The organism is Arthrobacter sp. Y3225209, from assembly GCF_059090685.1.
This window is the reverse complement of record NZ_JBNHFW010000003.1, coordinates 53665-72036: the sequence shown is the minus strand read 5'-3', so window position 1 is coordinate 72036 and position 18372 is coordinate 53665. Positions and strand designations below refer to the sequence as shown.

Genomic DNA, 18372 nt, shown 5'->3' with positions numbered 1-18372 from the left:
GCGGCCATGGACATGCTTCAGGTTGAGGAATGGGCCGTCCCGCGCGGCGGGATCTGGACGGACGGCGACGGCGAGCCGCTGCCGGTGCGCGAGGCTGCCACCGGTGAGGTGATCACCACGCTGGCCACCGCCTCCGTGGCACAGGCCGAAAAATCCGCCCGCACCGCGGCCCGCGCCCAGCGGGACTGGGCCGCGCTCCCGCCGTCAGCCCGCGCCGCCGTGCTCCGCCGCGCCAGCGAGCTGTTCGCGCAGCACGCGGACCGGATCACGCCGTGGATTGTCCGCGAGAGCGGCGGCACCTGGGCCAAGGCCGGCACCGAGATCCTCGCCGCCATCTCCGAGTGCGCCGAGGCGTCCGCGCTGCCCACCCTGCCGCAGGGGGACACCCTGGCCACCAACAAGCAGCGCTGGTCCTTCTCCCGCCGGGTTCCGGCCGGAGTGGTGTCCGTCATTGCCCCGTTCAACTATCCGCTGACCCTGGCCATCCGCTCGGTGGCTCCGGCGCTCGCTGTCGGCAACGCCGTGCTGCTGAAACCGGATCCGCGCACCACGGTGTGCGGCGGCGCCGTAATCCAGCGGATCTTCGACGAGGCCGGCCTGCCCGCGGGCGTGCTGCAGGTCCTTCCCGGCGGGGCCGAGATCGGCGCGGCCGTGGTCAGCGCCCCCGAGGTGCGCATCATTTCCTTTACCGGTTCGACGGCGGCCGGCATCAAGGTGGGCGAGGCCGCGGCACGGCAGATGAAGCGGGCGCACCTGGAGCTGGGCGGCAACAACGCGGTCCTGGTGCTGCCGGGGGCGGACACTGCTGCCGCTGCGGCTGCCGGGGCCTTCGCTTCTTTCCTGCACCAGGGGCAGATCTGCCAGGCGGCCGGCCGGCATCTGGTGCACGTGTCCCAGGTGGAGGACTACCTTGCGGAGCTGGCCCGGATCGCCAAATCCCTGATGGTGGGGGACCCATGGAGGCAGGAAGGCGTGCAGATCGGCCCGGTGATCGATGAACGCCAGCTGGCCGCCGTCGAAGCCCTGGTGGACGGCGCCGTGGCAGCCGGTGCCCGGGTGCACGCCGGCGGACGGACGGACGGCCGGGCCTACCTGCCCACCGTGCTCTCCGGCGTCGAACCGGGCATGCCCGTGTGGCGGGACGAGATCTTCGGGCCGGTGGCCCCTGTCCTGGCCTACGAAACCCTTGATGAAGCGGTGGAGCTGGTCAATGCGAGCCCGTACGGCCTCTCCGTGGCGGTGCTCGGTGATGCCGGCACGGCCATGGCGGTGGCGGACCGGATCCACAGCGGGGTAGTGCACATCAATGAGCAGACCGTGGGGGATGAGGCCACGGCACCGTTCGGCGGGATGGGAACCTCCGGAAACGGTGCTCGCTTCGGCGGCCCGGAAGCGAACTTTGAGGCCTTCACGGAGACACAATGGGTCACAGTACGTCCAACCATTGAGACCTACGCCGTGCCGTCCGGGCGGGCGCCGCTCAACGGATAGAATCGCCGGGTGGCTGGCGGAAACGGGCCCGCCCCACGGGATAGACGGAGATTTTATGGCAGGCAACGGCACGGTGGATCCGCACGAGGACACAAAGCGGTCCGTCCTTGGCAGGGCCTTCGAAATCCTGGACTGCTTCGAGGGCGGCCAGGAAATGACGGTGGCCGGGATCTGCGAACGGACCGGCCTGCCGCCGGCCACCGTGCACCGGATGCTCGCGGCCCTGGTGGAGTGGGAGGGCGTGGAGCGCCTGGCCCGCGGCCGCTACCGCCTCGGCGCGCGCATCTGGCGGCTGGGCGTCAGCGCACCGCAGGTGCGGCGCCTGCGGGAGCTCGCCCAGCCGTACCTGGTCAACCTGCACATGGCCACCCGCGGAACGGTCTACCTGGGCGTCCGTGACGGCCAGGACGCCGTCTTCGGGGACCGGATCACCCGGGTCAAACCCACCGCAGCCTCCTCCTTCGTCACCCGCCGGATGCCGCTGCAGAGCACGGCCGGCGGCCGGGTGCTGCTGGCCTACAGCGAGGACGCCTGGACGCAGGTCCGGAAGGACGCGGCCTTGGAAGCGGAGGACAGCAGCGGCGCAGCGTACGACGACGGCGCCTCCGCCGCGGGTGCCGCGGTTCCGTACGGGCTGGCCGCGCTGGAACGTGAGCTGGCCGAGATCCGGAGGCAGGGTTACGGTGTGATGCTCAACGATGGGCTGCCCGGCCGGACCTCCGTGGCAGCGCCCGTGTTTGGCGAACTCGGCACGGTGGTGGCCAGCCTCACCGTGTCCTTCCCGGAAACCCGGATTCCTGAGCCGCGCACCATCCTGCCGCAGGTGCTGGGGACCGCCCGGGCCATCAGCGGCGACCTGTCCCGGCACTCGCTGCCTGCGTCGTCCGCTGTGCCGCCGGAACCTGCCCACTAATTACCGGGAAGCTCGTTTACAGCGACCTAGGTTTTCAGCGACACCGGCGCAGAATCGCATTCTGGAGGGCGAGACCCCGCTAAGGTCTTGACGTATGACAGCTAAGCAGCGAGAGAAGGACGAGCCCACCTATCCCATCGGATCGGTGGACAAGGCCCTGCGCCTGGTGGTCCTGGTCTCCGAACACCCGGCCGGCATCCGGATCGGCGAGGTTGCTGCCGTCCTGGGCGTGGCTCCGTCTACGGCCCACCGGCTGCTCCAGATGCTGGTGCACCGCGGGTTCGCCCGCCAGGACCCGGACACCAAGGCCTACCATCCCGGTGAAACCCTGGACCGGCTCTCCGACCAGCGCGAGCGGGTGCGGCAGCTGGCCCGGCCCATCCTGACCGGTCTGGTGGAGGAGTTCGGCGAGACCGTGCACCTGGCCATGCTGGACGGATGGAACGCCCTGACCATTGCCTCCGTGGAAAGCCCGCATCTGCTGCGCGTCGGCAACCGCGAGGGCCATGCCCAGCCCGCGGTGAGCAGCGGCATGGGCCGGGTACTGCTCTCCGGCGTCGACACCCCGGTGCCCTCGCCCATGCTCAAGTCAGCCGGCGTCGGCCGGGAACGGTTCGAAAACCACCTGGCCGAGATCGAGGCGAACGGTTTCCTGCTCCAGCACGGGGAAGTGGAGCACGGCGTCAGCGCCCTGGCCGTCCCGGTATACGGGCGGGACGGGGAATCGGTGGACTACGCCATCGGCGTCACCTACCCCACCGGAAGGATCGGTGAGGCGGACCTGCCGAAACTGGTGAAGGCCGCCAAAGCAGCAGCGGCGCAGCTCGGGGATGAGCTGCACCGCTGACAGGCGCCGGGTTGGGCGGCCGGCTTGGGCCGGGGCTTGGATCGGGGCTTAGATCGGGTAGTTCCGCTCCTGCGGAGCCCGGTCCAGCGGCATGAACATCCAGTCCAGATCCGAGTAGTCCTTCGGATCGTGGTCACGGAAGATGAAGTTACGCATGTTCCGGCCCACGCCCTCAATGTGGAAGAGCTCTCCGGCCGCGCGGGCCAGGCGCTGGATGTTGCCGGCATGCTTCAGCCGGCGGTCCTGGTACGCGGCAAATGCTCCCTCCACGTCCTCCGTCCGGTTCAGTTCCTCGGAGATCGCGATGGCGTCATCGATGGACTGCGCACCGCCCTGGGCGAGGTACTGGAGCATCGGATGGGCGGCGTCGCCCAGCAGGGCCACCCGGCCGTCCACCCACACATCCGCCGGCTCGCGGTCATACATGGGCCAGCGGATGTCGCGGCTGAGGTACTGGCCGGCGTTCTGCACGGCGTCGCAGCACGCGGAGAAGCGGGCATCCAGTTCCTCCGGAGTGCCCCAGTTGTCGTGGTCCGGGGAGTACGCGTCGGACTTGAAGACCGCCACGTTGTTGTACAGCTTTCCGCCGCGCAGGGGGTACTGGATCAGGTGCATGTTCGGGCCCAGCCAGCACAGCACGGCGGGGGAGGAGGTGACGTCCTCGCCCACGGCTTCAATGGGGACCGTGCCGCGGTAGGCCACGTACTTGGACGGCACCAGATCGTCATCGATGATGGCCCCGCGCAGGTTGGAGCGCACGCCGTCGGCCCCGATCACCGCTTCGGCAAGATACTGGGAGCCGGAGAGGGTCTTGACCAGCACCGTCCCGTCGGCCTGGTTGGTGGCGCTGAGCACCTCCGCATCGGTCTGCAGCTCCACCCGGCCACTCTCCTGGCAGGCCTCCAGCAGTGCCGAGTGCAGGTCCGCGCGGTGCGTGACGATGTAGGGGTAGCCGTAGTGCGCCTGGAACTCTTCGCCCAGGTCAATGGTGGCAATGGTCTGGCCGGTGACGGCGTCAATGTAGATTTTCCGCTCCGGGACCACCGCGTCCTTCTTGACCTTGTCCAGCACGCCCAGCCGGTCCAGTGCGGACAGCGCATTGGGGGCCAGCTGAATGCCGGCGCCCACCTCGGCGAATTCGGGGGCGCGTTCCAGGACGAGGACGTCCTTGCCGGCACGGGCGAGCCCGGCAGCGGCGGCCAGGCCGCCGATTCCTCCGCCTACCACCAGGGTGTGGACCTTCGTGATTTCCTGCGTCATGTCTTGCTCTCCTCCGGTGCGAATCCGCGGCGTCGCGGTTCCTGCTGATTCTGTATAGCGGAACTTCATTCGTTCAAACAGAATAGGGAGGGATGGAAGCTGCGTCAATGGGTTGCCACCGCACTATCAGCCAGTGAGAGGACCGGTACGCAGCCTGCGACTCCGCCACTAGGCTGGCGCTGATGAAACTGAGGCGGTGCCCGCGGGCCGGGCCGCCGTAGCTTCCGCACACTTAAGGAGCCGTAATGAGAATCGTTGTCTTGGTCAAGGAAGTCCCGGACACCTATGGGGACCGCAAGCTGTCCCTGGAGACCGGGCTTGCCGACCGTGCGGCCGGGGACGTGGTGATGGACGAAATCGGGGAGCGCGCCCTGGAGGCGGCTCTGACCTATGCCGATGCCAATGCCGGCACCGAAGTGGTCCTGGTGTCCATGGCGCCGAAATCCGCCTCCGCAACCCTTCGGAAGGGCCTGGCCGCGGGTGCGTCCTCGGCCGTGCAGGTGGCGGACGAGGCCCTGCTGGGCGCGGACATGAACCTGACGTCGGAAGTGCTGGCGGCCGCAGTGCAGCGGATCGACGCCGACCTGGTGATCGCCGGCAACCAGTCCACCGACGGCTCCGGCGGCATGATGGCGGCCATGCTGGCCGAACGGCTGGGCCTGCCCCAGCTGACCTTCCTCTCCTCCGTTGAGATCTCCGAGACCGCGGTTTCCGGAACCCGGATGACGGACGCCGGCACGGCACAGGTGTCTGCGGACCTGCCCGCGGTGATTTCCGTGACCGAGGCACTGCCGCCCTGCCGCTTCCCCAATTTCAAGGGCATCATGGCCGCCAAGAAGAAGCCGTTCGAGGTGCTGAGCGCCGCGGACCTGGGCCTGGACGCCGAACGCCTGGACGTTCCGCGTTCCATCCTCACCCAGGTATCCGTGCGTCCGGCCCGGGGGACGGGCGTGAAGATTGTGGACGACGGCGACGGCGGCCGGCAGCTGGCGGAGTACCTACTCGAAAACAAACTGGCCTGAGGGGCACCATCATGACTGAATTCGCAACTGATTCCATTCTCGTGCTGCTGGACACCCTTCCCGGCGGAGCCCTGGCCAAGAGCGCTTCGGCGCTGCTGGGGGCCGCGGACAGCATCGGCACCCCCGTGGTGCTACTGGCCGGAACACCGGACGACTTGGCGGAGGCGGCCGAGGCCGCCGCCGGCTTCGGTGCCGCGCAGGTCCTGGTGGCTGACACTTCCGCCTCCGGTGGGGAGCTGACCGTGCCCACCGTGGATGCCCTGGAAGCGGCAGCCGCCCTGGTCCGGCCCGACGCCGTGCTGATCTCCCACTCCGTGGAGGGCCGCGACGTCGCCGGCCGGTACGCGGTGCGCGCCGGAACCGCCGTGGCCGTTGACGCGGTGGGTGTGGCCCGGGATGCCGAGGGCATTGTGGCCCAGCATTCCGTGTACGGCGGAGAGTTCCTGGCCGAATCCGCCCTGACCTTCGGCACTCCGGTGATCACGCTCCGCCAGGGTGCAGTGGAGGCACGGGCCGAGGCCCGGCCGCTGCAGCGGCAGGACCTGTCCTTCACCCTCTCCGGTGCCCGTGCCGCCGCGGTGGACTCCTTCGATGCCGCTGCAGTCAACGCTTCCCGGCCGGAGCTGCGCGGTGCCGCCAAGGTGGTGGCCGGTGGCCGCGGTCTGGGCTCGCTGGAGCAGTTTGCCCTGGTGGAGCAGCTGGCCGACGAGCTTGGGGCGGCCGTGGGTGCCTCCCGTGCAGCCGTCGACGCCGGCTACATTCCCTACGCCCACCAGGTGGGGCAGACCGGTGTTTCGGTGTCCCCGCAGCTGTACGTGGCCCTGGGCATTTCCGGCGCCATCCAGCACAAGGCCGGCATGCAGACCGCCAAGACCATTGTGGCCGTCAACAAGGATGCCGATGCGCCGATCTTCGAGGTGGCGGACTTCGGCGTGGTGGGTGATCTCTTTACCGTGATCCCGCAGGCCATCGAGGTGCTCCAGGCGAAGAAGGCGGCCTCCTGATGACTGCCGCAACCACGACCCTGCGCCGCGGGCTGCCCCGCCGGCCGGGCGGGGAACCGTGGCCGGAGGTCGACGGGGGAGCGGTGGATGTTGGCGGGGCTCAGGCGCCGGTTGCGGCGGAGGTTGCTACGGCTGGTGCCGGGGCTCCGGTAGCTCCGGCTGAGGCGACAGCGGCCGGAGACGCGCGCGTCGCCGCCGAGGCGCCCAAGGCGGCGGTTGCCCCGGCAACGGTAGCTCCGGGTGAGGCGACAGTGCAGGTTTCGGGCGAGGCGACGCCGCAGGAGTCAGTCGAGTCCACAGCCCAGGCTGTTCCTGCGGCTGAAGCTCCTGAACCGACTGATCAGCCCGCTCCGCCGACCAAGTCTGCATCATCATCGGCGACCGTTTCCCTGCGCCGCGGATTGCCGCGCACCCCGGGCGGCGAGCCGTGGCCGCCCGGCGGCGTATCGGTACCGGCGGCGGCGCACGTTGCCGCACCGGATGATTCAACGACCGGTGCCCCTGCAGCACACGATGCAGCACCTGCCGTTTCAGCGGGTGGACACTCGGCGCCGGTGACGGAAACGCCCGTCGCTGCGGCTGTCGCCAATCCGGCTGTTTCCACTCCGGCGGCCGGCAGCCGCACCGAGACGGTCCGGCTGCGGCAGGGACTGCCTCGGAAAACCGGCGAAGACGCCTGGCCAACCGTTGCCGAAGTCCAGACGGAGGTGGCAGCCGTCGAATCCGTCGCCACGCCGTCGTCGTCGGCTGCAACTGACCAGTCTGCGGGCACGGAAGCCTCGGCTGCACCCGCCAAGTCTGCTGCTCCCGCCGGGACTACAGCTCAGGCGGCGCGAGACGCCCAGGCCAAACCGGCTTCACCTGTCGCGTCGGCCACCCCAGCAACCCCGGCCAATCCGGTATCGACCGGTCCCTCCACCGGAGCCGGCAGGGCTTGGCTGTCGAACCGCTGGGCGAAGCTCGGTGCCGCCGCCGCAGCTTTGGTAGTTGTTGCCGCCGTGGCAGTGCTGTGTTCGCGCTGGTTCCTCAGCAGCGATGCGGGCGTTTCGTTCCTGGCGGCGTATCCGGGGGAGTACCACCTGCCCGAGGGCGCTCCGGTCGGGCTGCCGGCGTGGCTGGGCTGGCAGCACTTCATGAACGTTTTCCTGATGGTGCTGATCATCCGTTCCGGCCTGCAGATCCGGCGCGAAAAGCGGCCCTCCGCGTACTGGACGCCTAAGCGCACGGGCGGGGCAAAAGTCAGCCTGACCGTCTGGTTCCACCAGTCCCTCGACCTGCTGTGGCTGGTGAACGGGGCCGTCTTCATTGTGCTGCTGTTCGCCACAGGCCAGTGGATGCGTGTCATCCCCACCTCGTGGGAGGTCTTTGCCAATGCGGTGTCTGCCGGTCTGCAGTACATGTCCCTGGACTGGCCGACGGACAACGGGTGGGTGAATTACAACGCCCTGCAGCAGCTGGCCTACTTTGTCACCATCTTCATAGCCGCGCCGCTTGCCGCAGTTACCGGTTTCCGGATGTCCGGCGTGTGGCCGAAGAAGGCGGCAAAGGCGAGCCAGCTGTTCCCCATCGAGGCGGCCCGCCGGGTGCATTTCCCGGTGATGCTCTACTTCGTGGCGTTTATTGCCGTTCACGTCATCCTGGTCTTCGCCACGGGTGCCCTGCGCAACCTGAACCATATGTATGCGGCGCAGGGTTCCAGCGACCCCTCGGCGTATGCCTCCAACTGGTTCGGTTTCTGGATGTTCGTCCTGTCGCTGGCCGTTATTGCGGGAGCATGGGCAGCCAGCCGGCCGTTCCTTCTGGCGCCGGTGGCCTCCCTGTTCGGGAAGGTCAGTTCCCGGTAACGGTTTCCAGTCCTCCGGCCACGGGATTCCCCTGTCCCGTGGCCGGGGTGTCTCCAGGAAAGTGGGCTCTGCAAGTTGCATAAGCCGGGCCGTTTGAGCGTTGGTTGCGGCAATAACCCGCCCAAAAAAGCGCATATACTGTTCACGCAATTGGGCAGTTACCCGATAGCTATATGGGGAAACTGCACTGACGCTTGAAGTTCCGCCGCCGATTCTCGGCGTGCCCGCCGCATTCGAATCTGCCGAATCCCTTGTTCCAGTAACCACAGAAACAAGGAGAGCAACATGGCAGACGAAACAGGATCCAGCGCAAATACCAATGACGTAGGCGACGCAGAACCATCAGAAGCGACCGCGGCTACGACGGCGAGTGTACCTGCGGAAGGCGAGGGACGGGCTCCTGAGCAGCACTGGACCCGCATTTGCCCTAAATGCAGCGTCCAGAGTTCTGTTCCAGGGGACTACTGTCCAAAATGTGGTGCCTCGTACATTCGCAAGCGTGCCCGGCTGAGCAAAAAAACCACGGCCATCATCCTGGCGCTAGTACTTGTTGTGGGTGCGGGTACAGCAATCACGCTCGCAGTACAGCATTCGCAGGAGGTCGCCGCGCAGGAGGAAGCTGACCGAAAAGCAGCAGAAGCAGCAAAAAAGGCGGCAGCAGAAGCGAAGAAGCTACAAGAGGCTGCCGAAGCAAAAGCATCGGCCCAGAGGGCTGTGCGGGCACTCATTGTTGATGGTCTGGAAGAAGCTGTGCAGAAAGACGCAACCGAGCGCGTGGACGCCGGGCGGTTGGACGGACCAATCCAGCGCACCGAGTGCACGCCTTTGGGCGGAGGATCAGTCGATGACCTCACCGCGATAACGGGAACGTTTGAATGCATTGCGGTCAATGAGAAGAAAGAGAACGGCTCTGAAAGCGGTTACGTATTCTCGGCAACCGTCAATTGGGATGCAGCCAGCTACAGCTGGCATCTGGGACGATAACCTTCCAAGCTTACGGATCACGGTGCTGTCAGACCTGTGCACTCCATATGGTCACGTATTGTTCACCATATGAAATTGAGCAGAGCGTTAGAGCAACAGATTGCAGTGTTTGGTGAGAGCGGCAGCGGCAAGACGGTGATGCTTTCGTCGTTCTACGGGGGTACACAGGAGCCCCAGTACCTGCAGAAGAATGTGTTCCATGTGGTGGCCGACGATATTGGCCAAGGCACGCGTCTACACCGAAACTATTTGGGAATGCGGGATTCGGCTCGTGCACCTATGCTCACGCCAACATCCTCCTCCTATAGCTTTTCAGTGAAGTTGAAGGAAGGCGCGAAAGCAAGAGGGATAAAAACCAAACCCTTTGATGCACTCCGTCTGGTGTGGCATGACTACCCTGGCGAATGGTTTGAAAAGGGCGTAAGCGGGCCAACCGAGGCGCAGCACAGGATTGACACTTTCAGGTCTTTGCTTGGCTCTGATACAGCGTTTTTGTTGGTGGATGCTCAACGGTTGTTGGACAATGCTGGCGAGGAAGAGCGATACCTGAAATCGTTGATTTCCAACTTCCGCAACGGCCTTTTGTCGCTCAAAGATGACCTTTTGGAAGAGGGCAAGCCACTCGTCGAGTTTCCGCGCATCTGGGTCATGGCCCTATCGAAGGCTGACCTGTTGCCAGATATGGATGTTTTCAGGTTCAGAGATCTTCTCATTGAGAAGGCCGGGGACGACATGGACCAGCTGCGTAGAGTCCTGGCCCAGCTCGTAGATGGAAACGACGCACTCTCGGTGGGTGAGGACTTCGTACTGTTCTCATCAGCGAAATTCAGCCCTGGCGAAATTGAGGTCAACAAGCGCATCGGTATCGACTTGATCCAGCCCTTGGCAGCGATCCTCCCATTTGAGCGACATGCTAAGTGGGCCCAGGCTGAGCAGCTCCCCAGAAAAGTGGTAGAGAACCTTCTGGATGGGGTTGGAGCACTGGCGGCCGCCCTAACGGGACGCAAATTGGACATTCCTGGTCGGATCGGAGTTCTAGTTAACCTGATTGGTCCGAACGTACTAAGCGGTGCCGTCAATTTGGCCGCAGGCAAGGTTAGGGAGATGAACGCTGATGCGATGGCCAAGAAGGAGTATATGTCCGCGACCTTAACCCGTTTCAAGATGGACCTGGACCAGGCAGAAGAGGACGGCGTTCTTCTGAGGAGCCGCAGATGAGCCTGATCTGGGCGACCCGCGGACAGGCTTGGGGCTTCACATTTCTCCGCGACGGAGGTCTTACGGACCCGCTCCCCACCTATCAGGAGGCGTTCGCCGGCTTAGAAGATGAACCTGAGGTCTGCCGCCGTGTCGGCGAGAAGGTGGTGCTGCGATTTCTGGATCCGGAAGGACGGAAAGACAGAGCGGGAAGGCCGATTCCTCATGATTTCGTCGTATCCGGGGCGGTGGTGGAAGAAATCAAGTCCGTCGCTGATGGGCAAAGGATCGTTTGGCCCGAAGTCGCGTCGGAATACGCGCGGGACTGGTCCAAAACGTCGTCTCCTAGGGCCTGAAAGCCGGTTGACGTAAGAGGCTTAAGCGGATCATGAGCTGGGAGTCGGAGCTCCCAGCTCAGCCAACATCTCCCGCAGCCTGACGCCACCGCTGCTTCGGGCTTCGTCTTCGGTGATTCGCTTCTCGAGATCCAACAGGCTTTCCCGCAGGGACCGTTCCGATTCCGTTAGCGCTTGTTCGTATTCTTCCGCCAGCAGGTATGAATGGCTGTCCGTGGACAGGGTCACTAGCAGGTCCAGGAAAATTTCGAGGGTTCGTCCTGCAGCGGAACCGGAATCCGTGCGGGAGCCCTTCGTCATCGGCATAAGGCTGAGCTTATCGGCCCATATATGCCGGTCCAAGCGGCATCGCCAGTAGGGGACGGGGCGGGACGGCTCGAGGTGGCTTCGTGTCGCCGTTGCTTGGCGCCTTCGGCAACCATACGGATGAATTCCCTTAGCGGAGGAATGAGTTCATCGACGGATGAAATTGGTCAGGCTGCCTCTGGTGACGAAGACGTGTGATTCCCCTACGGGGGATTTGTATGATGTCCAGCCCTTTCGGCCCTTCGTTCCGGCGCTTAGCTGATTGGTCTCTTGGTGCGCGGCCAATAATTAAGGGTGCTCCGGTCGCCCATCAGCTTCTTTGGGGTGCGGTGTCCGAAGGGACCAACTACACGGTCGAACATCTCACCGTCGAGTACGGGTTTTACTTGGAACCCGCGACGGCCGTCTTCGCTCGTTTCCCATGTTCCGGGGACGATTTCAAAAAGGGCACGCGTGACGCTGCGGTGCACGGCAACCACATGCCGTATGCCCTCCCGCTCAACGTGGACCTGGTCGACTTTCCACCAGCAGCGGACGGAGTCGGCAACATGGTCGATCTCTTCCACAAGAGTGTCCTGATTGAACCAGGAAGCTTTGAAACCATATCCGGTCCGCATCGTGCCACCAGGCGTATCCAGCACCTCGTCATTCCAGCTCTTGAGCGTGATGAGAAGCAGCGGGTCGACATCGTAGGACAGCTCTGGTGCGGCGAACTCAGCCACGATGCTGTCGAGTGTGCGAATTCCCTGGCCGCGGCTTGCCTCACGGCGGGCGTTGGTCAGCTGGGCCGCTGTTTCCAGCGGGTAGGAGGGCTGAACGGGGGCAAGCTGAAAGGTCATCAGCAAGTCGATGGCAGCGGCTTCCACCTGTGTGTACTCGCTTCCCATTCCGTAGCGAAGAATCCAAATCTTCGGCTCTAGGCCTGCGCTTCGAATATCTTTGATACTGCTGATCTTGCGAGAGCGTTCTGCGTCCTGCTCTTCTTCTTCGGGAGTGAGAGCTTCGGCTTCCAACCCGTGGGCCAGCATGCGTGAGCCAATTCCCTTCCCAACGTAGAACGGCTGGCGGGTGCGCGGATCTACTAAAAGGTAGACATAACGGCCGAGGAGTGAAGCTACCTGTTCTATGACGCGTGAATCGTGATCAGGTGTAGGTTTGCTGTCCAAGATTTCCCCCATTTGGTAATTGGTGTTACACGATCGCAGGTGCACTTCTAAAAATCCCGGGGACACGTCACCAAATACCGGTTAATTTCCCGCCGCCGCAGCCAGCATTTCGCGGAACGCCGGATTCGGATGGGCATTCGGCAGCACCCGGCGCACATGCTCCAGCGATTCCAGCGGGGTCAGCCCGGCAGCACGCGCCCCATACAAGGCAGCGACGGTCGGGGTCCGCGACTCGGCCCGCACACAGTGCAGCAGCACAGTTTTGCCTTCGGCCCGGAAGCGTTCGACGGCGCCGGCAGCCTCCTGCAGTACAAAGGCGGCATGCGAGTTGGACTCGGGGGACGCGGAGTCCACCAGCCAGAAGGTTGCCTGATCCTCTGGGGCAATGCCGGAAACATCCTCCGTGCCCAGCCGGCAGAGGCTGACCACTGCATCGATGCCCAGCTCAGCCGTCCTGCCGAGTGCGCCGACGCCGCCGAGCCACACGCCGTCGTCGTCCGGGTGCCGGACGAGTACATCGGTCCGGGACCAGGAGCTGTAGTCAAAGTGCGTCGTGCGAGGCCAGGCGTCGGCTTGCCATCCGTTGCCGGCGGCGAGTTCGACGCCGAGGGTCATCAGGTCGCGTGCCCGCAGGCCCGGCCAGCCGTGCAGGTTCCGGCGCCATTCGAACGGGACGGCAGAGAAGCCGTAGGCGGCACCGAGCAGGGAACCGGCGATGGCGGCCACCGTATCGGTGTCCCGGCCGCCGCGGACCGCCTCTTCCAGCGCGGCCCGCAGGTGAACAGGACCGGCACTTTCGGTACGAGTGGTGGAGATGGCGCTCCACGCTCCTTGGAGTGCTTCAACCACCCATCCGTTCTTCGTGAAGTCCCGTGGCCGGGAGCGCTCGGCGGTTTCGATCCGCTCCAACCACAGGGCGGCACGGTCCGGTGGCAATAGCGGCAGCCCGGTGCGGATCTCTAGCTGTCCGGTGAGGACGGCCTCGCGGATGGCAACGCACCACAGGCCGCAGGCATCCTGGGCATCGTCTTCCACGTGGGTCAGCGCGCTGAGCACACCGGCCTGTGCCATCAGCTCGGCCGGCTCCCGGTCCAGGTAGGCCAGGGCCAGGGGAGCGGTGCGCATCAGGGAGCCGTTGCCGCCGCTGCGGCCGGTGCGGGCGTGGAATGCGGATGCGGCGCGGGTGAAGTCGTCTGCCGTGAGATCCGCCCGTCCGTCGTCACCGGCGATCCGCCAGGCGCGGGCAATGACGTTGCTCGTCTGAGAGCCGACGTCCTTGGCGTCGCGTGCCCACGCGGTCCAGGCCCGGACGACGGCGTCCAGCGCCGCCGGGGTGGGGTCGGCGTCGAGCAGCGCGTCAGCAATAGGGATAGCCATGGAAGTGTCGTCAGTCCACTCGGCCGGATCGAACCCGAACGGCCCGCCGCCCTTCATTGTCACTTCGGCGCCGTCGGGTAGTGGGGCATCGAATTCGTAGCCGGCGCCGAGGGCGTCTCCGGCGGCGAGGGCCACGAGGACGCCTGCGGCGCGGTCATTCTGCTGGGAGTTGAGGTTCATACGGCATCCAGAGTGAATAGTGAATGGTTTTAGCGCATTTCTGCGCTAACAGGTTCCAGTATGCACGCCTTGCATCTTTTGCGCAAGATTGAGATAAATAGGGGTATGAGTGAGTCCCGCACACCCCCGTCCCTCCTGGAGTACCCGCGGCCCTCGGTCGCCGTGGACACCGCAGCCCTGACCGTGGACGGGGGTGAGCTGATGGTCCTGCTCGTCCGCCGGCGGGAGGAACACCGAACGCGGGGGTGGGCGCTGCCCGGCACCTTCCTGAGGGAACGCGAAACCCTGGCGGACGCCGTCCTGCGTTCGCTCCGGGACAAGGCAGGCATTGAGGGGCGGGTGCCGCAGCAGCTTCACGTCTTCGATGATCCGGGCCGGGATGACCGGGGCTGGACACTGTCCGTCGCGCACGTGGACGCAGTGCCGTTCTTAGATCTGAAGCAGCCGCTGCAATCCAACGACGTCCAGTTGGCCTCGGTCACGGTGGACGCGGACCTGATTGCGGGGCTGCCCTACGGTCACGCAGACATGGTGCGCCTGGCGGTGGAGCGTCTCCGGCAGGACTATCTGCAGACCCCCGATCCCGCCGGCTTGCTGCCCGAGCCCTTCACGTTGAAGGACCTCCGGGACCTGCACGAGGCGGTGGCCGGCCGGCCGCTGATGCGGGACACCTTTCGCCGGCTTATGGAACCGCAGCTGACGGGCACAGGGCTGGTGTCCGACGGCGCCCGCGGACGGCCGTCACGGTTGTGGCGTAGGGGACAAGCAGCTTAGGTATGATTCATCAGCCCCCGCACAATCCGATAAATGCGCCCAGCTCCTCCAGCGCCTCCGGCCGTGTGGGCATGTACCGGGTGAGTTCGGGGGAGCGGATGATGACGGCACGCCACTGGCCTCTTGAAACCGCCACATTGATTCTGTTGCGATTGAGGAGAAACCCCATTCCTCGAGGTGCTTCTGAGGGTGCCGAGCAAGCCATCGATACGATCACGACCGCTGCTTCCTGCCCTTGGAACTTATCCACAGTTCCAACGCGGACCGCAGTTTGCCCCCCGGCATCCAAGACCGTCCTAATGAGGTTGACCTGCGCGTTATAGGCGGCAACTACCAAGATATCGGGCTGCTCCAAGGGACGGGGTGTATCGGCGCCCTCGGTCCAAATAGCGCCGATATGCCGTCGTACCTGGGCAAGCACTTCATGTGCCTCCTCGACAGATGATGTCGAATTACCTTGGTGAAGCACGGGTACCGTCTCAACCCCCGACGGTAAGTCCGCTAGATGGCGGGCAGCAGCTTTGGGCGCGGAGTCGAGCTTTCCGTCGTAGGCCAGCAGAGACACTGCCCTACATAGGTCCGGATGCATCCGCCAACTGTCGGCAAGGAAGTAACCGAACTCCGGCTGGAGGGTGGCATGGCCGGCAGAGAGCCATCCCAGTGCGGAGACATCCACAGGTTCCGGATGGGTTCCCTGCGAGACTTGTGGCAGCTGCTGAGGATCTCCCAGGAGCAGCAACCGTTTGGCCGCGCGGCTGACCGCGAGCATGTTCGCCAAAGAAAACTGGCCTGCCTCGTCGATGACCAGCAGATCTAGGGCCCCTTCGGCTACGAGCGACCCGGTCATCGTCCACGCTGTGCCGCCGATCAAGCACCCGCCCTCTGACGCCAGCAGTTTGCTGAGCGCGGGATCGGTTCGAGATTCCCACGGTACCTCCGACCGCCCTGTCTTTTTGGCGACGAGTTCAGGGGGCAACCCGGCTTTCTGAATGGCGGCGCTGAGCATATTGTCGACGACGGCATGGGACTGTGCGACGACGCCGATCTTCCACTTGTGATTCACCACCAGTTCTTTGATCACATGGGAGCCGACGTGTGTTTTTCCCGTACCGGGCGGGCCTTGGACGGCTAGGTAGGAGTTGTCCAGAGCCTGCACCGCGGCTGTGATAGCGCCGACGTAATCGTGATCGACTACGGCAGGCAGCGTTGTGGCTCCGCGAAGCCTGGGAACAGCACGCCGGAGCAGATCGACACCGGGGTGCTGGAGCAACCCGGGCAGTGCCTTCCCGGTTGATTCCGCCAGTTCCTTCAGGGCTTTCCGGATGTTTCGAGTGTCGATGGGATTCCCCGGCGTCACTGCTGCGGGAAGTTCCAAGAACGGATCTGCGCCTTTTGGCAAACGCTCGCTCAAGGTGATCACTGTGCGCTCACCGTCGGACGCCATTTCCTTGATAGTGCCCTGAAAATGGCCGGAACGGAGGTTGCTGCCGTCGTCCGTGAGGCGGAGGTGTTCGGGCAGGGGGACTTCGTACATACAGAAAAGATCCTTGACGCCGGTGCCGGTTGAAAGGCTGGATCCTTCAGCGAGGGTGCCGGTGAGCGTCAGCTCACGGGCTAGGGAGCTGCGGGGCGTAGGTTTCTCCCAGCTTGTGACTCCTTCGACTGACTCCACAATGAAGTTGTCCCGTGAACCTGACCATTCACTAACCGGCTGATTGAGTCGGTCGAAGTGTCCCCACCAGAACTGCTTGTCTTCTCGGCGGTGGTATCCGGTGGCGGCGGCAATCATGGCAACAGCCCGGTCGTCCGCGGAATCCATCTGTCCGTCGCCATTTCGGGACACATGGTCCAGCAGCCGTTGTTCTTCAGGACTTGGGGGTTCGGCCTCCCTGGCTTCTTGGCGGTCCCAGGCAGGGGCGGGGGAAATGCCCCGGTCCGCAGCGAGTTTCAGGAGCCAATCCCGCAGCTCCAGTGTCGAGAGGCAGTCGTATTCGTTGTAATCAGCAATGCTGGAAAGGATGCCGGCTGCGAGACTGGTGTTTCCCTCGTCCAGGGCCTCACGATACTGCGCGTAGGCGACCACTGAGGCGCCTGCATCGGTTACATCTCCTGCTCTTAGATTGGTGCCCATGTACAACGGCTCAAGTTTCTTGATGCTGTAGGACTTCTCCGAGATCAGCAGGCTGTGGCGCACGACGTCATACAGGTCTATCAGCACATTGTCGCGAAGCAACTGGTCCACCATGTCTTCGCCGATCACGTGTATGAGGGACAGCCGGCGGAGGGCTGCCTTTTCATAGTCCGCGTAGTGATAAACGTGCATCCCGGGGTATTGACGGCGCCGCTCGGTGACATAGGTCAGGAAATCGGTGAAAGCGCGGCGTTCTTCACTCCTGGAGTGGGCCCAGAAGGGCTTAAACGGAGGATTGCCTCCTGCACCGGAGGGCTTTTCAACAACTCCAAAGAGGTATTCAAGCCCCCAACTGCCACTCTGTGGGTCCTGCCAGAGCGGATCACCTTCGAAATCGAAGAAGATGTCGCCGGGATCCGGCGCCGGAATTCTGGCCAGCATGCGCTCGTCCACAACCCGGTAGCTAAGCTGTTGCTCGGTGTCGTTCTTGGGGTAGGAGACGCTGCCGTCTTTTTCTCCGAGTCCTAGCTGCATCTGAGCCTGGTCCCGTAGCTTGCGGAGGGGGCCGACGGCTTGAGAGTCAGGAAGGGCGGCGAGCTGGTCAATCGTGTGTATGCCTGCTTCCATAAGCTTTTTCCGCCGGACAGTGCTCATTCCCCCCACCAAAAGCACATCTCGGTTCTGCTCGACTTCTTCTTGGCAGTAATCGCAGCGACCGCACGAGGTGAACCGGGAGTCATCAAAGACGGCGGGTTTGCCTTCTGCCCGATGCCGCGCAGTTAGTTCCAAGAACCTGTTCCTGCGTTCGCGAAACACCGGCAGAATATCGGCGACTCGGTGGCTGGTTCGCTCACCCGTACCCAGGATGAGGGTGGCGGTTGGTGATGTTGTGATTCCCGCCTTCACGAGCTGGTCTGCGTAGGCGGCAAGTTGGAGCAACGCTGTGGTCTTGGCGTGCCGGGCCAGCTTGGTATCGAATACCGCATACTCACTGCCGTCTCGGACCAGGAAGTCGGAGCGGCCGTGGAAGGAGCCATCAAAGAAGGCTGCCTGGAAGACGACGTTAGCCCCGGACCGCAGGGCGGCTATGGATTCCTCGTGCTTGGCCTCCAACGTGGAGCGCTCCGTGTCGGGGGCAACGTCTACTTCGTAGACTCCGGACGAGGTCTGTGGATTCCAGCTACCGAATTGCTCGTAGAACTGGTTGAGGACGCGCAGCTCGTGGGCGTCACCGAGTTTCGCGGCCTGAGCCATGAGCGCATCCGTCTCAAAGTCGGCTCGCTCGCGGCGGCCGAGCCGTTCATCCAGCTTGCGCAAGACCTGGTACTCACACTCGGCGGCGGAGACGAGATCACTGGCGGAAAAAACCAGGTCCTGTGGCGCTGAAGGTGACAGTGCTTCAATCAAAAACATTCTTTCCCCCTGTTTGCTCAAATCCGGTAAGGGAGCGTACAGAATCCTGGCCGGCTTTGGTTTATGGAAACCCTAGCCGACCATTTCGGTCGAAGCCCGCGACGCTC

General features: G+C 64.3%; 15 protein-coding genes. 10 read left to right on the top strand and 5 right to left on the bottom strand.

Translation table 11 applies throughout. The features are described 5' to 3' along the window. The first annotated feature begins 6 nt into the window (after window positions 1-6). The 3 genes from AC5RVB_RS03160 to AC5RVB_RS03150 all read left to right on the top strand — a co-directional run bounded on the left by AC5RVB_RS03160 (window position 7) and on the right by AC5RVB_RS03150 (window position 3251). A complete protein-coding gene (locus tag AC5RVB_RS03160; RefSeq protein WP_494141941.1) occupies window positions 7-1491 on the top strand; it encodes an aldehyde dehydrogenase family protein in 1485 nt (494 codons plus the stop codon). Window positions 1492-1546: 55 nt separating this feature from the next. Then, window positions 1547-2404 (top strand): IclR family transcriptional regulator, encoded by an 858-nt coding sequence (locus tag AC5RVB_RS03155; protein ID WP_494141940.1) that lies wholly within the window; start codon window positions 1547-1549, stop codon window positions 2402-2404. A gap of 94 nt (window positions 2405-2498) precedes the next feature. Beyond that, the gene (locus tag AC5RVB_RS03150) at window positions 2499-3251 is read left to right on the top strand and encodes an IclR family transcriptional regulator (RefSeq protein ID WP_494141939.1); all 753 of its coding nucleotides are present in this window, start codon (window positions 2499-2501) and stop codon (window positions 3249-3251) included. Window positions 3252-3299: 48 nt separating this feature from the next. Here AC5RVB_RS03150 and AC5RVB_RS03145 read toward each other — a convergent pair whose 3' ends face one another. Further along, complete coding sequence (locus AC5RVB_RS03145; RefSeq protein ID WP_494141938.1) at window positions 3300-4511, bottom strand: FAD-dependent monooxygenase; 1212 nt, start codon at window positions 4509-4511, stop codon at window positions 3300-3302. A 245-nt stretch (window positions 4512-4756) separates the two neighbouring features. Between AC5RVB_RS03145 and AC5RVB_RS03140 the strand changes: the two genes are divergently transcribed. The 6 genes from AC5RVB_RS03140 (at window position 4757) to AC5RVB_RS03115 (ending at window position 10918) form a co-directional block, all read left to right on the top strand. After that, window positions 4757-5533 carry an electron transfer flavoprotein subunit beta/FixA family protein gene (locus AC5RVB_RS03140; protein WP_494141937.1) on the top strand — a complete coding sequence of 259 codons (777 nt, stop codon included), beginning with the start codon at window positions 4757-4759 and terminating at the stop codon, window positions 5531-5533. 11 nt (window positions 5534-5544) lie between these two features. Further along, window positions 5545-6537, top strand: a complete 993-nt coding sequence (locus AC5RVB_RS03135; protein WP_494141936.1) for an electron transfer flavoprotein subunit alpha/FixB family protein — start codon at window positions 5545-5547, stop codon at window positions 6535-6537. Then, entirely contained in the window at window positions 6537-8381 is a 1845-nt protein-coding gene (locus AC5RVB_RS03130) for a cytochrome b/b6 domain-containing protein (RefSeq protein ID WP_494141935.1), read from the top strand. The genes AC5RVB_RS03135 and AC5RVB_RS03130 overlap by 1 nt, the downstream gene beginning before the upstream one ends. Before the next feature lie 285 nt (window positions 8382-8666). Further along, the gene (locus AC5RVB_RS03125) at window positions 8667-9365 is read left to right on the top strand and encodes a hypothetical protein (RefSeq protein ID WP_494141934.1); all 699 of its coding nucleotides are present in this window, start codon (window positions 8667-8669) and stop codon (window positions 9363-9365) included. A 69-nt stretch (window positions 9366-9434) separates the two neighbouring features. Further along, window positions 9435-10583, top strand: coding sequence for an ATP/GTP-binding protein (locus AC5RVB_RS03120; protein ID WP_494141933.1), 1149 nt, complete (start codon window positions 9435-9437; stop codon window positions 10581-10583). Next, window positions 10580-10918, top strand: coding sequence for a hypothetical protein (locus AC5RVB_RS03115; protein ID WP_494141932.1), 339 nt, complete (start codon window positions 10580-10582; stop codon window positions 10916-10918). The genes AC5RVB_RS03120 and AC5RVB_RS03115 overlap by 4 nt, the downstream gene beginning before the upstream one ends. 30 nt (window positions 10919-10948) lie before the next feature. Here AC5RVB_RS03115 and AC5RVB_RS03110 read toward each other — a convergent pair whose 3' ends face one another. The 3 genes from AC5RVB_RS03110 to AC5RVB_RS03100 all read right to left on the bottom strand — a co-directional run bounded on the left by AC5RVB_RS03110 (window position 10949) and on the right by AC5RVB_RS03100 (window position 13947). Beyond that, window positions 10949-11218, bottom strand: a complete 270-nt coding sequence (locus AC5RVB_RS03110; protein WP_494141931.1) for a hypothetical protein — start codon at window positions 11216-11218, stop codon at window positions 10949-10951. A gap of 260 nt (window positions 11219-11478) precedes the next feature. Beyond that, window positions 11479-12390 (bottom strand): LEM-3-like GIY-YIG domain-containing protein, encoded by a 912-nt coding sequence (locus AC5RVB_RS03105; protein WP_494141930.1) that lies wholly within the window; start codon window positions 12388-12390, stop codon window positions 11479-11481. 81 nt (window positions 12391-12471) lie between these two features. Beyond that, window positions 12472-13947 carry an ADP-ribosylglycohydrolase family protein gene (locus AC5RVB_RS03100; RefSeq protein ID WP_494141929.1) on the bottom strand — a complete coding sequence of 492 codons (1476 nt, stop codon included), beginning with the start codon at window positions 13945-13947 and terminating at the stop codon, window positions 12472-12474. Between the two features lie 105 nt (window positions 13948-14052). On the opposite strand from AC5RVB_RS03100, the gene AC5RVB_RS03095 reads away from it, so the two are divergent. Beyond that, a complete protein-coding gene (locus AC5RVB_RS03095) occupies window positions 14053-14721 on the top strand; it encodes an NUDIX hydrolase (protein WP_494141928.1) in 669 nt (222 codons plus the stop codon). A gap of 10 nt (window positions 14722-14731) precedes the next feature. On the opposite strand, the gene AC5RVB_RS03090 is transcribed toward AC5RVB_RS03095, so the two are convergent. After that, window positions 14732-18265 (bottom strand): TM0106 family RecB-like putative nuclease, encoded by a 3534-nt coding sequence (locus tag AC5RVB_RS03090; RefSeq protein WP_494141927.1) that lies wholly within the window; start codon window positions 18263-18265, stop codon window positions 14732-14734. Window positions 18266-18372: the final 107 nt, after the last annotated feature.